This window comes from Streptomyces sp. SudanB182_2057, assembly GCF_964272715.1.
In the GTDB taxonomy this organism is placed as follows: domain Bacteria; phylum Actinomycetota; class Actinomycetes; order Streptomycetales; family Streptomycetaceae; genus Streptomyces; species Streptomyces rubradiris.
This window is the reverse complement of the sequence record NZ_OZ186798.1, coordinates 8,545,218-8,558,543: the sequence shown is the minus strand read 5'-3', so window position 1 is coordinate 8,558,543 and position 13,326 is coordinate 8,545,218. Positions and strand designations below refer to the sequence as shown.

The 13,326-nt window shown below is 69.8% G+C and carries 10 protein-coding genes and 3 pseudogenes; 2 read left to right on the top strand and 11 right to left on the bottom strand.

Features of this window, described 5'->3' with window-relative positions; all coding sequences use genetic code 11:
• Nucleotides 1–13: 13 nt before the first annotated feature.
• The 4 genes and pseudogenes from glyA to ACSURM_RS37825 all read right to left on the bottom strand — a co-directional run.
• Nucleotides 14–1,318, bottom strand: coding sequence for a serine hydroxymethyltransferase (glyA, locus tag ACSURM_RS37840; RefSeq protein WP_436960762.1), 1,305 nt, complete (start codon nucleotides 1,316–1,318; stop codon nucleotides 14–16).
• Nucleotides 1,311–2,708 carry a phenylacetate--CoA ligase family protein gene (locus ACSURM_RS37835; RefSeq protein WP_436960760.1) on the bottom strand — a complete coding sequence of 466 codons (1,398 nt, stop codon included), beginning with the start codon at nucleotides 2,706–2,708 and terminating at the stop codon, nucleotides 1,311–1,313. Before ACSURM_RS37835 ends, glyA begins: the two co-directional genes overlap by 8 nt.
• A complete protein-coding gene (locus tag ACSURM_RS37830) occupies nucleotides 2,701–4,134 on the bottom strand; it encodes an MATE family efflux transporter (protein ID WP_436960758.1) in 1,434 nt (477 codons plus the stop codon). The genes ACSURM_RS37835 and ACSURM_RS37830 overlap by 8 nt, the downstream gene beginning before the upstream one ends.
• A 560-nt stretch (nucleotides 4,135–4,694) precedes the next feature.
• Nucleotides 4,695–5,141, bottom strand: a pseudogene (locus ACSURM_RS37825) (IS5 family transposase); the annotation flags it as partial.
• A 409-nt stretch (nucleotides 5,142–5,550) separates the two neighbouring features.
• Here ACSURM_RS37825 and ACSURM_RS37820 point away from each other — a divergent pair.
• Nucleotides 5,551–6,786: an IS110 family transposase gene (locus tag ACSURM_RS37820; RefSeq protein WP_436960756.1), complete on the top strand. Its 1,236-nt coding sequence runs from the start codon at nucleotides 5,551–5,553 to the stop codon at nucleotides 6,784–6,786.
• Between the two features lie 35 nt (nucleotides 6,787–6,821).
• On the opposite strand, the pseudogene ACSURM_RS37815 reads toward ACSURM_RS37820, so the two are convergent.
• Nucleotides 6,822–7,228, bottom strand: a pseudogene (locus tag ACSURM_RS37815) (IS5 family transposase); the annotation flags it as partial.
• Nucleotides 7,229–8,249: 1,021 nt separating this feature from the next.
• On the opposite strand from ACSURM_RS37815, the pseudogene ACSURM_RS37810 reads away from it, so the two are divergent.
• Nucleotides 8,250–8,465 (top strand): annotated as a pseudogene (locus ACSURM_RS37810) (DUF6207 family protein).
• A gap of 480 nt (nucleotides 8,466–8,945) precedes the next feature.
• Here the strand turns inward: ACSURM_RS37810 and ACSURM_RS37805 are convergent.
• The 6 genes from ACSURM_RS37805 to ACSURM_RS37780 all read right to left on the bottom strand — a co-directional run bounded on the left by ACSURM_RS37805 (nucleotide 8,946) and on the right by ACSURM_RS37780 (nucleotide 12,923).
• Nucleotides 8,946–9,317, bottom strand: a complete 372-nt coding sequence (locus ACSURM_RS37805; RefSeq protein ID WP_436960755.1) for a fluoride efflux transporter FluC — start codon at nucleotides 9,315–9,317, stop codon at nucleotides 8,946–8,948.
• On the bottom strand, nucleotides 9,314–9,724 hold the full coding sequence (locus ACSURM_RS37800; RefSeq protein WP_436960753.1) for a fluoride efflux transporter FluC: 411 nt from the start codon (nucleotides 9,722–9,724) through the stop codon (nucleotides 9,314–9,316). The genes ACSURM_RS37805 and ACSURM_RS37800 overlap by 4 nt, the downstream gene beginning before the upstream one ends.
• Before the next feature lie 167 nt (nucleotides 9,725–9,891).
• Nucleotides 9,892–10,179 carry a DUF6510 family protein gene (locus tag ACSURM_RS37795; RefSeq protein WP_436960751.1) on the bottom strand — a complete coding sequence of 96 codons (288 nt, stop codon included), beginning with the start codon at nucleotides 10,177–10,179 and terminating at the stop codon, nucleotides 9,892–9,894.
• Nucleotides 10,180–10,209: 30 nt separating this feature from the next.
• Nucleotides 10,210–10,953 (bottom strand): ferredoxin reductase, encoded by a 744-nt coding sequence (locus ACSURM_RS37790; RefSeq protein WP_436961267.1) that lies wholly within the window; start codon nucleotides 10,951–10,953, stop codon nucleotides 10,210–10,212.
• Entirely contained in the window at nucleotides 10,953–11,552 is a 600-nt protein-coding gene (locus ACSURM_RS37785; protein ID WP_436960749.1) for a sulfite oxidase-like oxidoreductase, read from the bottom strand. The genes ACSURM_RS37790 and ACSURM_RS37785 overlap by 1 nt, the downstream gene beginning before the upstream one ends.
• 231 nt (nucleotides 11,553–11,783) lie before the next feature.
• Nucleotides 11,784–12,923, bottom strand: coding sequence for an alpha/beta hydrolase (locus ACSURM_RS37780; RefSeq protein WP_436960747.1), 1,140 nt, complete (start codon nucleotides 12,921–12,923; stop codon nucleotides 11,784–11,786).
• Nucleotides 12,924–13,326 lie beyond the last annotated feature (403 nt).

The window sequence follows — 13,326 nt, the reverse complement described above, 5'->3', positions numbered from 1 at the left end:
CGTTGGTCCCCCATCAGTTCGCCGCCGGTAAGAGTTCCGTCATGCCGCGCACATCGCCCGGCCGGTCCCGGCCGGTCAGCTCGCGGAACGCGGCGGCACACGTTTCGCGGTCCCGGCCGGAGAGCGCGTGCACCACCAGTCCGCCCAGCTCCTCCGCGTCCGCGACGGTGTAGCCGCAGGAGGAGAGCCAGGCCGTGCCCAGTCGCAGTCCGCCGGCGTCCCTGAACCGGTCGGAGGGGTCGTGCGGCAGCGACTGGCGGTTGGTGAGGACGCCGAGGTCCTCCAGCAGCGCCTCCGCGCCGCGCCCGTCGTGCCCGAAGACCCGTCGGGTGTCCAGGAGCAGGTAGTGCTTGTCAGTGCCGCCGCCGACGACGGCCCGTGCGTCGTGCGCCAGCAGCCGCCGGCCGAGCGCCCGGGCCAGCGCGACGCTCCGGCTCGCGTACTCGGCGAAGGCGGTTGTCCGGCTCTCCAGGAGCGCCGCCGCCGCGTCGGTGAGCCTGCGGATGGGGAAGCTCGACTGGGTCCCGGGGTGGACTGCGGCGTCCATGCGGTCGGCCAGCTCGGCACGGCACAGCAGGGCGGCTCCGTGCGGTCCTCTGAGTGTCTTGTCGAGCGACATCGTCACCACGTCGGCGGCCCGCAGGTCGCACGCGAAGGCGCCGCCCGCGATCAGCCCCGCCTCGTGCGACAGGTCGAGGTGCAGATAAGCGCCGACCTCGTCGCAGAGGGACCGCAGTTCGCCGAGGTCGTAGCTCCACGGGTACGACGACGAACCGCAGATGACCAGCCGGGGGCGGAATTCCTTCGCGGTGCGGCGTGCTTCCTCGTAGTCGATACGTCCGTCCGGGCCGACCCCGTAGAACCCGAACTCGTAGTCGCGGCCGGAGAAGTTCGCCCGCATACCGTGCGTGAGGTGCCCGCCCGCGCGGAACCGCAGGGCGAGCACGCGGTCCCCGGGCCGCAGCAGGCCCTGGTAGACGGCCTGGTTCGCCTGGCTGCACGAATGGGACTGGAGGATCGCGTGATCCACGCCGAAGACCTCGCACGCGATCTCCGCCGCGACGCGCTCCAGTTCGTTGTGCAGGGCCGCGCCTGCGAAGGGTCGCTTGCCGACGATTCCCTCCTGGATCATGTCGCCCCCGTAGGGGAGCGAGCGGGCCCGCCACCCGGGCACGGCGTTGTCACTGGCGATCAGGTTGATGACGGAGCGTTCGTACGCCTCCTGTCGTGCGCCGAGCTCGAAGAGTTCGGTCCGGAACCTCGCCCACTTGTCCGGTGCCCCTGACGTGTGGAGGGCATTGCTGTCCGTGTCAGTCACGCGCCCACGCCCCTTCGGCGTAGATGAGACGTCGTTTCCCGGAGACGAACGTGTCGAAGGCGCCGACATGGACGATGTCGATCCGCATCTTCTCGTGGAGGAACAGCGACGAGAGCTCGCGGACGAACTCGGTGAGGAGCACGTTGTCCTCGGTGCCCTTCCGTGGGTCCGACAACTGGAGCCGCACTTCGATGCGGTCCGATGCCACCTGGACGATCTGGTACTGCAGTACGTTCGACTCCTCGACGACCAGGGTCCGGTCACACAGGCCGAGAACGGCGTCGGCCGGCACCGTGCGGCTCCGTCCGTCACGCAGTTTCTCGTCCTCGCGGCCCCGGAACGCGTCGATCATCCGGAAGCGGGAACCGCACCCGCAGGTGGCGTCGGGGTTCGCGAGGCGGACGATGTCCCCTTGGTCGTACCGGATGAACGGCATGAACGCGTTGCCGAGCGAGGTGCCGACCATGTGCCCGAACCCGGTCTCGTCGGCCAGGGCGACCTCCATGTACGCGCTGTCCTCCACGAGGTGGTAGTGGCGCTCCCGGCACTCGTAGGCGATGAGTGAGAACTCCTCCGACGAGTACTCGTCGAGCACCGGGACCCTGAAGATCCGGGAGTACTTCTCCCGCTCCTCCCGGCTGCTGCGCTCCGAGTTGGTGATGATCGTCTCCACGCCGAGCGCGTCGAGTGCGACGTTCTCCTCCGCGAGCCGCTGTAGATAGCTCGGGAAGCAGAGCATGACCTGGGGGCGGACCTGGGCCAGGTTTTCCAGGAGGACGTCGGTGGGGCACTCCTGGGCGACGGTGACGTAGGGGTAGGCGCCCAGCAGCGAGGTGAGCCGCTCGGCGGCGAAGTACACCTGGTAGCGCCAGTCGTCCGGCTTCAGGGCGCGACCGAGGGCGAGTTCGGCGTGGCGCATGTTCAGCAGCACCCGGTAGTCGGTGCTCGCGTTGTCCTGAAGGATCGTCAGGTTGAGTCCGCTGGATCCGGAGGTGCGGGCCGAGTGGACGGTCCGTGTCCCGGCCGCGTTCCTCGTCTCCTCGCTCACGCCCGCCTCGATGAGCATGCGTTTGTCGATGACGGGCAGCTGCTCGAAGTCGGACCAGGTGACGATGTCCCCCGGTTCGAACCCGACGGCCGAATACAGTTCCCGGTAGAACGGAATCGTCGTGTAGGCCCCGTCGACGAGGGCACGCAGGCGGTCGAGCTGCCAGGTCCTCACCTCACACGGGTCCATGCGGGGACGTTCACGCAGCCGGGAGTTCTCCAGCTCCCATTTACGTTTGATGCGTAATTGCTGCTTCGGGGTTTCCGGTACCAGCCGGTCACTCCTGCGGATGTACGGGGCGATTCTGTCGTTCGTTGTGATGTCGCTCTCGACGTCACGCATTTCGGTGCCCATGTCGGCCGGGGCCGAAAATTTCGGGTTCGGCATGTGCGTCTCCCTTTTTCCGCGTGTTTTTGATGACGGCGATATGGCGTCCGGTCCGCGCGAAAACACCTATCCAGATTCCGCATCCGCCGGTGATGACACCGAGCCACAGGCCGTAGAATCCGAGGGGTGTCAGTTCGCTCAGGAGGATTCCGGTTCCGAGACCGATGATCCAGTAGCCCACACCGACCACGATCGTGGGAATTCTGGTGTCCGACAGACCCACCAGATACCCCATCGACATGGTGATGAGCGTGTCGACGATCAGATAGGCGACCACGAGCGGGAGAAGTTTGTGCACCATGCTCTCCGTTCCTGGGTCGCGCAACCCGAAGAGCACGCGGGTGATGAAGCCCGACGTGGCCAGGATGACCACCGACAGGCCGGCGGAGTAGCCGAGCCCGATCGTCAGCAGCGCGGACCGCAGGTCCCGAAGGGCCCGCCAGTCGCCGTCCTCCCGGGCCCACGCGGCCAGGGTCGTCGCCGCGCCGGAGAAGCCGAGAGCGAAGACGACCACCAGAGTCTCCAGGCGCAGACCGATGGCGTGGGCGGCGGTCGCGTCGGCTCCGAAGCGGCCCACGAAGAACGCGAGTACGGGGAGGAACCCCTCTCCGAGCAGGATGCGCACGCCGATCCAGGAGCCCACCCGCAGCAGTTCGCCGAGCAGGGGGAGGCGGGGGGCGAGCGACGCGTTCCTGAGCCCGAGCTCGCGAAGCCGGCCGGTGAGGAGCAGGGCCGTGACGGCGAGGACGATGAAGGCCCGGACGAGTGTGCTCGCGAGCCCGGCTCCGAAGACCCCCAGGCCCGGTATCGGCCCGGCGCCGAAAGTCAGTGCGTAGCCGAGGGCCAGATTGAGGGGGACGGCCGCCAGCATCACCCAGGTCGAGGGTCTGGGCCGGCCGATGCCGGTCAGCAGGCATCGGGCGTCGACGTAGAGGAGGAACAGGGGCAGACCGACGGCGGCGCCCTCGTTGTAGTCCTGTGCGATATCCGCTGTCCGCGGGCTCTGCCCGATGAAGGTCAGGATGTTCCCGGTGTTCAGCAGTACCGCCATCCCGAGGATCCCGACGAGTACCGCGAGCCACGCGCCCTGCACGAACCAGGTGCGTACGGCGCCCGTGTCGGCCGCGCGGTAGCCGGCCGCCAGTCTGGGGGTGACCGCTGTGACGATTCCCAGACCGAAAAGCATGGTCGCGCTGAAAACGCTCAGCGCGAGGGTGACTCCTGCCAGCTCGTCCGGTCCGAGCCTGCTCACCAGCGCGGCGTCGGTGAAGGAGATGGCAAGCTGTGCGACGAAGCCTATGGCCAGGGGAAGACCCAGGGGCAGAACCCTGCGTACCATTCCCCGTCCGGAATTCTGAACTTTCGGTACCGGCTCCGTCACCGCCGCATCACCAACGGGGCCTGCTTTTTCAGACGCGTGCGGGTCGAGAGGGTCGAGATGTTGGATCGACAGGAGCGAGTCAGCATGATGCGTTCCTCCTCATTGAAAAGTAAATTACAATTCCGAGCGTAGATCACGGCGGCTTCCCCGGCCAAGACCCTCCGGCGAACTTGGCCGGAAAGTCCACGCCGTGCGACAGCGGGTGGGAAAGGTAAACGGCAGCACTGCCGATGTGCCGGGCCCCGCCGGTCCGCTCCGCCGGGACCGGGTGCCGGTCGGCTCCATGGTTCCCCGGGCCGCTGCGAACGCCTCCTCGCCGGCCGCCCCCGCGGCTGATACCCCGCAGGTGCGCTGTGCGGCATCCGTGACCGATGCTTGCGGGCGCCCTTCGGCCATCCTGTCCACCGCACGAGGCCGGAGACGAGCTTGCGGACATCGGGCAGGCCGAGACCGAGGACCGCGGGGACCCTTGCCGCCGCGCCGGTCAGGTGACGGAGATCGGTGCGGTGGACGCTCTCGAGGCAGGAGGACAGTAGGTCGGCTAGGTTCTGTCTCTTTGGTCAGCGCCGTGTCCAGATGAGGATGGCGGCGAGGTGGAGCGCGGCCTGGTAGGCGATCGCGAGTTTGTCGGTTCGTGTGGCCAGGCCGCGCCACTGCTTGAGGCGGTTGATGCACCGTTCAACGGTGTTGCGCTGCTTGTAGGTCTCCGCGTCGAAGCTGGGCGGGCGCCCGCCTTGGCGGCCCCGGCGCAGACGGTGACCGACCTGGTCCGACGGTTGCGGGATGACCGCGCGGATCTGGCGGCGGCGCAGGTGGCCGCGGATCGCCCGGGATGAGTAGGCGCGGTCGGCCAGGACCATGGTGGGGCGGGTCCGGGGCCGGCCGGCGCCGCTTCTCGGCACCCGGATACGGGTCATCACCGTCTCGAAGGCGGGCGCGTCACCGGCCGGGCCCGCTGTGACGGCCAGTGCCAGAGGCCGTGCATGGCCGTCTGCGGCCAGGTGGATCTAATAGTTCAGCAGTGAGCCCGAGCACGGAAGCGCAAGGGCCCGCTGTGTGAGGTGGAAGCCTGCCCCCGTTCCGGGACTGTGATCCCTCGGGTCAGACCGGCTCCTCCTCACCGTGCCGCCGGGTGGTGGCCCAAGGTGGATCCGGGGACGCGATCCCTTCAGCAAGACCGCGCCCCGCCCGGTGGCACCGCACCCAGCCAGGTTTTCATGTCCCCAGCCCGCCGGCAGGGGCCGACCTCTCAGAAGTTCGCGAGCCCAGAGCTCTCCAGCAGACCGAGGTCCCTGCCGGTCGCTGGAGACACGAACGGCTCATGAGATGGCGTGCCCCGAGCACTTCTATCAGAGCGCCGCGTGCTCCGCACCGAGCCGACCAGCACACTCACAACGCGCAAACAGGAGAACGAGGTTGAGCAAGGTCTTCTGCGGCATCGACTGGGCTGAGAACCACCACGACATCGCGCTGGTCGACCAGGACGGCACCCAACTGGCCAAGCTGAGGATCAGCGACGACAGCGCCGGCTTCAATGCCCTGCTGGAGCTGCTGGCCCGCCACGGCGACAGTCCTGAGGAGCCCATACCCGTGGCAATCGAGACCCCGCGCGGCCTGCTGGTGGCCAGTCTGCGGGCCACCGGGCGGAAGCTCTACGCGATCAACCCACTGGCCGCCGCACGCTACCGCGAGCGCAGCAGCGTCGCCCGGGCCAAGTCAGATGCCGCTGACGCCCGCGTCCTGGCCAACATCCTCCGCACCGACATGGCCGCCCACCGGCCACTGCCCGCCGACAGCGAACTCGTCCAGGCCGTCGCCGTCCTGGCCCGAGCCCGTCAGGACGCGATCTGGGACAAGACCCAGATGGTCAACAGAATCCGCTCTCACCTGCGCGAGTACTACCCAGCCGCCCTCCAGGCGTTCCACGGTTCCGGCACGCTGGGCCTCGACTCCAAGCACGCCCGCGCGGTCCTGGCCGCGGCACCCACCCCGGCGGCAGCGGCCCGGCTCACCCGTAGCCAGCTGCGTGCTCTGCTCAACCGTGCCGGCCGGCTGCGGCGTGGAGCCGAGCCCAAGGTGGAACGGCTCCGGGAGATCTTCCGCAGGGGCTGCCTGCACCAGCTGCCGATGGTCGAGCAGGCCATGGGCAAGCAGGCCCAGGCCCTCATCCAGCAGCTCGACGCAACCTGCCGGAGCGTCGACGACCTTGCGACGGCCACCGAGGAAGCGTTCCTGGCCCACCCGGACTCGGAGATCATTACCAGCTTCCCCGGGCTGTCGGTAACGTCCGGGGCGCGTGTCATCGCCGAGGTCGGCGACGACCGGGAGCGGTTCGCCGACGCCCGGGCCTTGAAGGCATACGCAGGCGCCGCCCCGGTGACCCGCGCCTCAGGTCGCAGCCGCGTCGTGGTCGCCAGAGCGGTCAAGAACCAGCGGCTGGCCTCCGCCGGCTACATGTGGGCCTTCGCCGCTCTGCGCTCACACGAGCCTCGCGAGCACTACGACGCTCGACGCTCCACCGGTGAACGACACACCGCCGCCTTGCGAAACCTGTTCAACAAGCTCCTCGGCTGCCTCTACCACTGCCTGCAGAACCGCACGCCCTACGAGCCCAAGCGGGCCTTCACCGCACCTGTTGCACTCGCAGCCTGACCACCGAAGTTGACCTCCAACGACACATGAGATGTCTTGCTGGTCAGTCCGCCTCGGGAGCGTCCGAGGCCGGGGACGCGCAGCCCCCTTTTCTGGCCCCGGCGGCGTGCTGGTGGGCACGGACGACGGTGGAGTCGACCGACACCAGCCAGTCGATGTTCCCGGCCGCGTCCGCCCGCGCCTGGGCGGCACGGAGCATCCGCTCGAAGGTGCCGTCCAGGGCCCAGCGGCGGAAGCGAGTGTGGAGCGTGTGCCACGGACCGTACCGCTCGGGCACATCCCGCCAAGCGGTGCCGGTCCGGAACTTCCACACGATCCCGTTGAGCACGGTGCGGTCGTCCAACCGCTTCCGCCCCCGCAAGGACTCGGGCAGCAACGGTCGAACGAACTCCCACTCAGCATCGGACAGTTCATGGCGACGTATCACCCAATCATGATCCACTACTCAAGATCATTTGAAGACACGGCCTAGGGGCCAGAGCACGCAAAGCCGCAAAGCCGCTATCAGGCCCTCTGAAGGGCATCCTCGTTGGGTAACGAACTGCGTGGTGGCGGGTCACGGCTGCGGTCCCGGCCCTGACGGGCTGCACTCCGGCACGGTGCCGCCGACGACGCGTGCCCGCACGACGGCACAGCAGACGAGGCGCCCCCAACCGTGGCGCAGCTCCGGCCAGGGCGCCGCAGGCCGGACCGTCCCGGACGGCGGCACCGGGCATGTCCGGGACGCCGTCTTCGCCGAAGACGCCAGCCGCATCCGCACTGGACGCGGCCCGGAGAACATGGCCACTCTGCGGAACTTCGCGATCAGCATCCTCCGCCGGGCCAGACACCACAGCATCACCGCAGCCCTCCACCACCTCTCCCACCAGCCCCACACCCGACCACCCGACTTTGCAACAGCCCTGTGCCTCTGGGCCGGGCCGGCGACTTCACCGGGGCAGGGCGATGCTGGGGTCGTCCCTCTGGATCTGGAGCCTGTTAGTGATCACATTCCGTGCCACGTACTGCTCCTGAGGCAGACCTAGGTTGCCGCACTGGTTGATCGGGGCGAGCGAGGGCAACGCAAGCCGTAGGCCGTCGGCTGTTCCGGAGCCGTGCACGGTGGCGCCATCAGCACGGGTACCCGAGGTTGTGTTGACGCAGGTGTTGTTTGCCGCACTGTTCCCAAAGCCGATGATGGTCGTTGCATGTGCCGGGGCAGAGGCCAGGGCCATCCCGGCCGCCAAGATCCCGGGAATTGAAGTACGGAAGAGTGTCATGTGCTGTAGAACGTGCTGCACGATGCGAAGACACCCTCTTGAGGACGTTCAGGACCTGCACAGCCCTCACCGGGCATGCGGGCCCTTCCTCGCCCGCTCCTTGCGTTCGCTCGACAGGCCTAGCCGCGCTTCGCTCGTGTACTCGGTCGGGTGAAGCCGACCGGGCGGGAGAACTTCCCTGAGCGTCGGCACGTCGCCTGTGGCATGAGGATGAGGCAGTTCAACGAAGCTCACGTGGCGGTGCCGGGCCTGGCTGTGGTCGAGGTCGCGGCCGCCGATGACTAGACCGCCTTCGCGGTCCAAGAGCTGCTCGCCGCGCGGTGCGCGATCGCGCCGGCGGACCGTACGATGCGGGAGCCCGGCGAGCCTGGTGTACTGCTGCGCTTCTTCCTGGACCTGCACCAGGAGCCCGGCTCGTAGCACTGCCCACGGCGGCCCCACCCCGCCGGCCAGCCATGGCCGGGGTTGGACAGCCAGCCAGCCGACCGCGGGGAGTCCGCAGGCAACGGCGGCCGCCGGGTGACCGTCAGGGCGTGTCGCCGGAGTGGTAGAAGCGGCAGCTCACCCCGGCGCCGGGAGAACGCGGCTCGCCGGGACGCGGGTCGTACAGGGCCCGGCCGCCTGACCACCGCGCGAGCTCAGCCACATTCGAGGCAAATGGATCTGCTGCTCAACGTGCGCGAGCGCCGAATTCACGTCTCGCGCGCCGCCGCCAGGCCACCGCAGCGATCAAGGACGAACCGCATGAGCACTCCGCGCTGCCCAGGCGGTTGTGGGCGCTCAGGGGAGACTTCTTTCCACGCGGGGGTGGCCGACTCCGTACGGACGGGCGGCTGTCGTCACGGCGCGGGACGTGCTGGGTGCGATTCCACACCCCGCATCGCCCACACGGTGGCGGTTTCACCAGATCCAACGTCCGGCCATGGTGCCAGCCCAGGCCAGCGTGACGCCCGCGAGCAGACTCGCCGCGAGATACAGCGCGCCCGTGCGGAGTCGGTCGGTGCGCAGCAGATCGACCGTCTCCCAGGCCAGCGTGGACCATGTGGACAGGGCGCCGCAGACGCCGACAGCGACGAGTGACTGTACCCAGGCCCGCGGGACCCGCATCTCCAGGGCGATTCCCAGCAGCAGGCACGCGGCGCAGTTCACGGCGAAGGTGCCGGCCGGGAAGGGACGCCGACGCGTCGACTTGGCGGCGGCACCGGCCCAGTAGCGGACCGGTGAGGCGATGGCCGCGCCGAGCGCGAGCCAGGCCCAGTCCGCGGCATTCACCGGTCACCCCGGGTGCCCCGGCGGAGCAGGCCCGCCGTCAGTGCCGCGCCCGCCGTTGTGGAGGCCAGTGCGCCCGCGACGGTGGCGGCGGCGTAGACGACCGCAGTGGGCGCGTGGCCGTCGGTGAGCAGGCGCTGGACGTCGGCGGAGAAGGCCGAGAAGGTGGTGAAGCCACCGAGGAATCCACTGCCCAGCACCGGGCCGGCCCACATCGGGCGGCGGCCGGGCTTGTGGTTCAGAAGGGTCATCAGTACGCCCATGAGCGCGCAGCCGGCCAGGTTGACGGCCCACGTCGTCCACGGGAAACCCGTTCCGGTCGCGGGGCCCGTCAGGTCGGCTCCCGCACGCGCCGCCGCTCCGGCCGCGCCGCCTGCCGCCACCAGGAGCGTCATACGTGTCCCGGTCATCCCGCAGTGGTGCGGGTGCGGGAACAGCCGTGGGAACAGCATCGTCCGGTCTTCGCGGGGCGGTCCGGCCCGTGACGGGGAGGGACCGCTCCCGCCCGCCGGCCGGCCCTTCAAAAGGTGACGCGCTCCGCGACCGACCGGGGTCCGCGGCGTCACCGGGTTCCGGGTCACGGCGCGGCCGTCGGCACGCCGAGACGGAACGCTCCGCCTCCATTGCCCAGTTGGAGCCAGAGGAAGCCGGGCTGGGTGACGACCCGGACAGCGATGTCGGCGCAGCCGGGGCAGCGTCCGGTGAGACCGGGGCCCGGGCCGTACACGTGCAGTTGCCCGAGGGTTGCCGGCATGCGGCAGGTGGGGCACAGACGCCAGGCCGTGGTGGGATCGACGGTGAACACGTCGGCGAGCGGCCCGGCCAGTGCGTTTCCGTCGAGGTGGCGGGCGGGGGGCTGGTTCACGGGTTTCTCCTGACGAGGTAGGGGGGCGGTTCAGCCGAAGCGTTCCGTCCTGATCCGGTCGGCGGGGTGGCCGGCGGCCCGCAGGAGGTCACCGGCGTGTTCGACGAAGCCCGTCGGACCGCAGACGTAGCAGCGGGCGCCCGGCGGTGGCAGGCCCTCCAGGTCGTCCCGGGTGACGCGGCCGGCCGGGCGGCTCGCTCCACCGGGCGCCCGGCGGGTGTAGAGCACGCGTATGGACTCGTGGGGCCGCGGTGTGCCGAGTTCGTCGGCGTACCAGACCTCGTCGGGGTCGCGTACGGAGTAGAGGAGGGCGCAGGGTGTTCCGGTGGTGGTCTGGCGGCGGGCCCGCAGCATGGCCATGAGCGGCACCACCCCGCAGCCGCCGGCGACGAGCAGCAGCGCGGAGTCGGCTGCGCCGTCCCACACGAACCACCCGCCCAGCGGGCCCTTCATCTCGATCCGCGCGCCCACCGGCAGGTCATCGGCGAGGTACGGCGACACCTCACCGCCAGGCACCGCCTGGACGCCCAGTTCGACCACGTCGCCGTCGGCGGGGCGGGCCAGGGAGTAGCTGCGCACCGCCTGGTAGCCGTCATCGGCGGTGAGCCGGACGTCGACGTGCTGCCCCGGCAGGTGCCCAGGCCACCGGGGCACGTCGAACCGGAGGGTGCGTCCGGTCGCCGTCTGCTCCTCCCGCTCCACGAGCCGGGCCGGAAACCATCGCCCCGGCCGCGGGGGCGTGACCGGGCGGCCCGGCGCGTCCGGCGTGCCCATCAGTCCCTCCAGGTGCGCTGCTCGCGCCACGGGTCTCCGTAGTTGTGGTAGCCGACGGACTCCCAGAAACCCGGTTCGTCCTGGAGCGTCAGGCGCAGGCCCTTGACCCATTTGGCCGACTTCCAGAAGTACAGGTGCGGGATCAGCAGGCGGGCCGGTCCACCGTGCTCGGGTGAGAGGGCGTAGCCGTCGTAAGAGTGGACCAGCCACGCCTTGCCGCCGGTCACGTCCGCCAGGGGGAGGTTCGCGGTGTATCCGTCGTAGGACTCGGCGACGACGAAGCCGGCTGCCGTGTCGATGCCGTCCAGCAGGACGTCGAGGGAGACGCCGCGCCACCTGGTGGCGAACTTCGACCAGCGCGTGACGCAGTGGATGTCCACCGTGGGTTCCTGTTGCGGCAGGTTCATCATCTCGTCCCACGTCCAGGAACGCTGTCGGCCGCTCTCGTCGGTGACGGTGAAGGACCACTGCGCGGTATCCAGGTGCGGGGTCGGCCCGGCGGACAGCACGGGAAAGGACTCCGTCGGATACTGGCCCGGCGGAAGACGTCCCTCGAAGGCGTGGGTCCGGCCCCGGAAGCCCGGTGAGAAGCCTGTCATCGTGTTGCTCCTCCTGCTCGGTCCACGCCGGACGACTTCGCGGCGGACACGGCGCGGAGACGGGGAAACATGCGGGGTACCGGTGGGCCCGGCAGCCACTCCAGGAGCACCCGGGTGCGGCACCGGGCTTCGGGTGCCGAGCCGTCAGGAGCGGCCGGTCCGGTGGCCCGTGTGCGGGCCGTGCCCGGCCGGCGGCACGATGACGCCTCCGGCCGGGTGCGGGAGCCTGCGTCAGCCGTTCAGTGCCTGACGGAGGGCGGCGGTGGTCTTGGCGACGGCGTCCTTGGCGGACGGTGTGTCGCGCAGGGCGTTGAGCATCATGAAGTCGTGCACGGTGTGCGGGTAGTGGTGGTGCTGGACGTTGACACCCGCGGCGCGCAGCTTGCCGATGTAGGTCTTGGCCCCGTCGAGCAGGACGTCGGAGTCGGTGACGACGACCGCGGGGGGCAGGCCCCGCAGTTGGGCGGTGGTGGCCTTGTCGGGCGAGGCCAGCGGGTTGTTCCGGTCGGTGGCGTGGGGGGCGTACTTGTCCCAGAACCACTTCATGTTGGCGCGGGTGAGCCAGCAGTTCTCCTGGAACCGCTTGTACGAGGCGGTGTCGAAGTCGGCCTCGGTGACGGGGTACAGCAGGACCTGCTGGCGGAACTTCACTCCGCCGCGCTGTTTGGCCATCATGGTGACGGCCGCGGTCATGTCGCCGCCGACGGAGTCGCCGGCGACGGCGAGGCGGTTGCCGTCGATGCCGATCTCCTTCCCGTGCCGGGCCACCCACTTGGACGCGGCGTACGCCTGCTCGATGGCGACGGGGAAGCGGGCTTCGGGGGAGGGCGTGTAGTTGACGAAGACGACCGCCGCGCGGGCTCCGTTCGCGAGCTGGCGCACCAGGCGGTCGTGGGTCTTCGCGTTGCCGAGTACCCAGCCGCCGCCGTGGATGTAGACGAGACCGGGAAGGGTTCCCTTGACTCCGGCGGGACGGACGATGCGCAGGGGCACCTGCCCGGTGGGTCCGCCGTTGATGGTCTTCTCGGTGATGTCGGCGGGGAGTTCGGGCACGGGGCCGGCCTGGAGCTTGTCGAGGACCTTCCGGGCTTGCTGGGGCGTCAGCTCGAACAGCGGCTTGCCGCCCTGGTGGGCGAGCTGGTTGAGGAAGGACTGGGTGGTGCGGTCGAGCGAGACGGACGGCATCCCGCAGGGGACGTTGCCGTTGGACGTGTCGCCGTCACTCGTGCCGCCGCCGGTGATGAGTGATGCCGGAAGGGCGGACGCGGCGCCGGGCGCGGCGCAGTAGCCGGCGAGGACCGCGCCTGCGGCCACGGTCGCCGCCACTGCGGACAGGGTCCTGCGGCGGGCGTGTCCGTCGGTTGCACGCATCAACTTCTCCTTGCGGGTGAACTTTCCCCCTCCGCATACCGTTGCGAGCAACTTCCTCCGCTGCCCGGCAACCGTGCCGTTCAGGTGATCGGGGCCCGCCGTCGGGGTGACAGCCGGTGTGAAGCGGTTTGAGTCCGCCCGCCGCGGTTCCTGCCGCCGATCCCGCTGTTCGTCGACGTGGTCCGCGCCCGCAGGAGGCCGCTGGCGAGGGGATGGTCCTGCCCGTGCCCGGAACACCGGCGGCACGGGTGGAACGCCCGGATTGCCGCCCCGGAGCCGAGCCCGGATAGTGGTAGGGAATGCGAAAAGCGACCTCGCCGTCGTGGACGCGGTCGTGCGTGTGTGTTCCTGCCCGCCGGCGGTGCATGGCCCTGACCGGCCCGAGACTCCGCTGTCCGCCGTG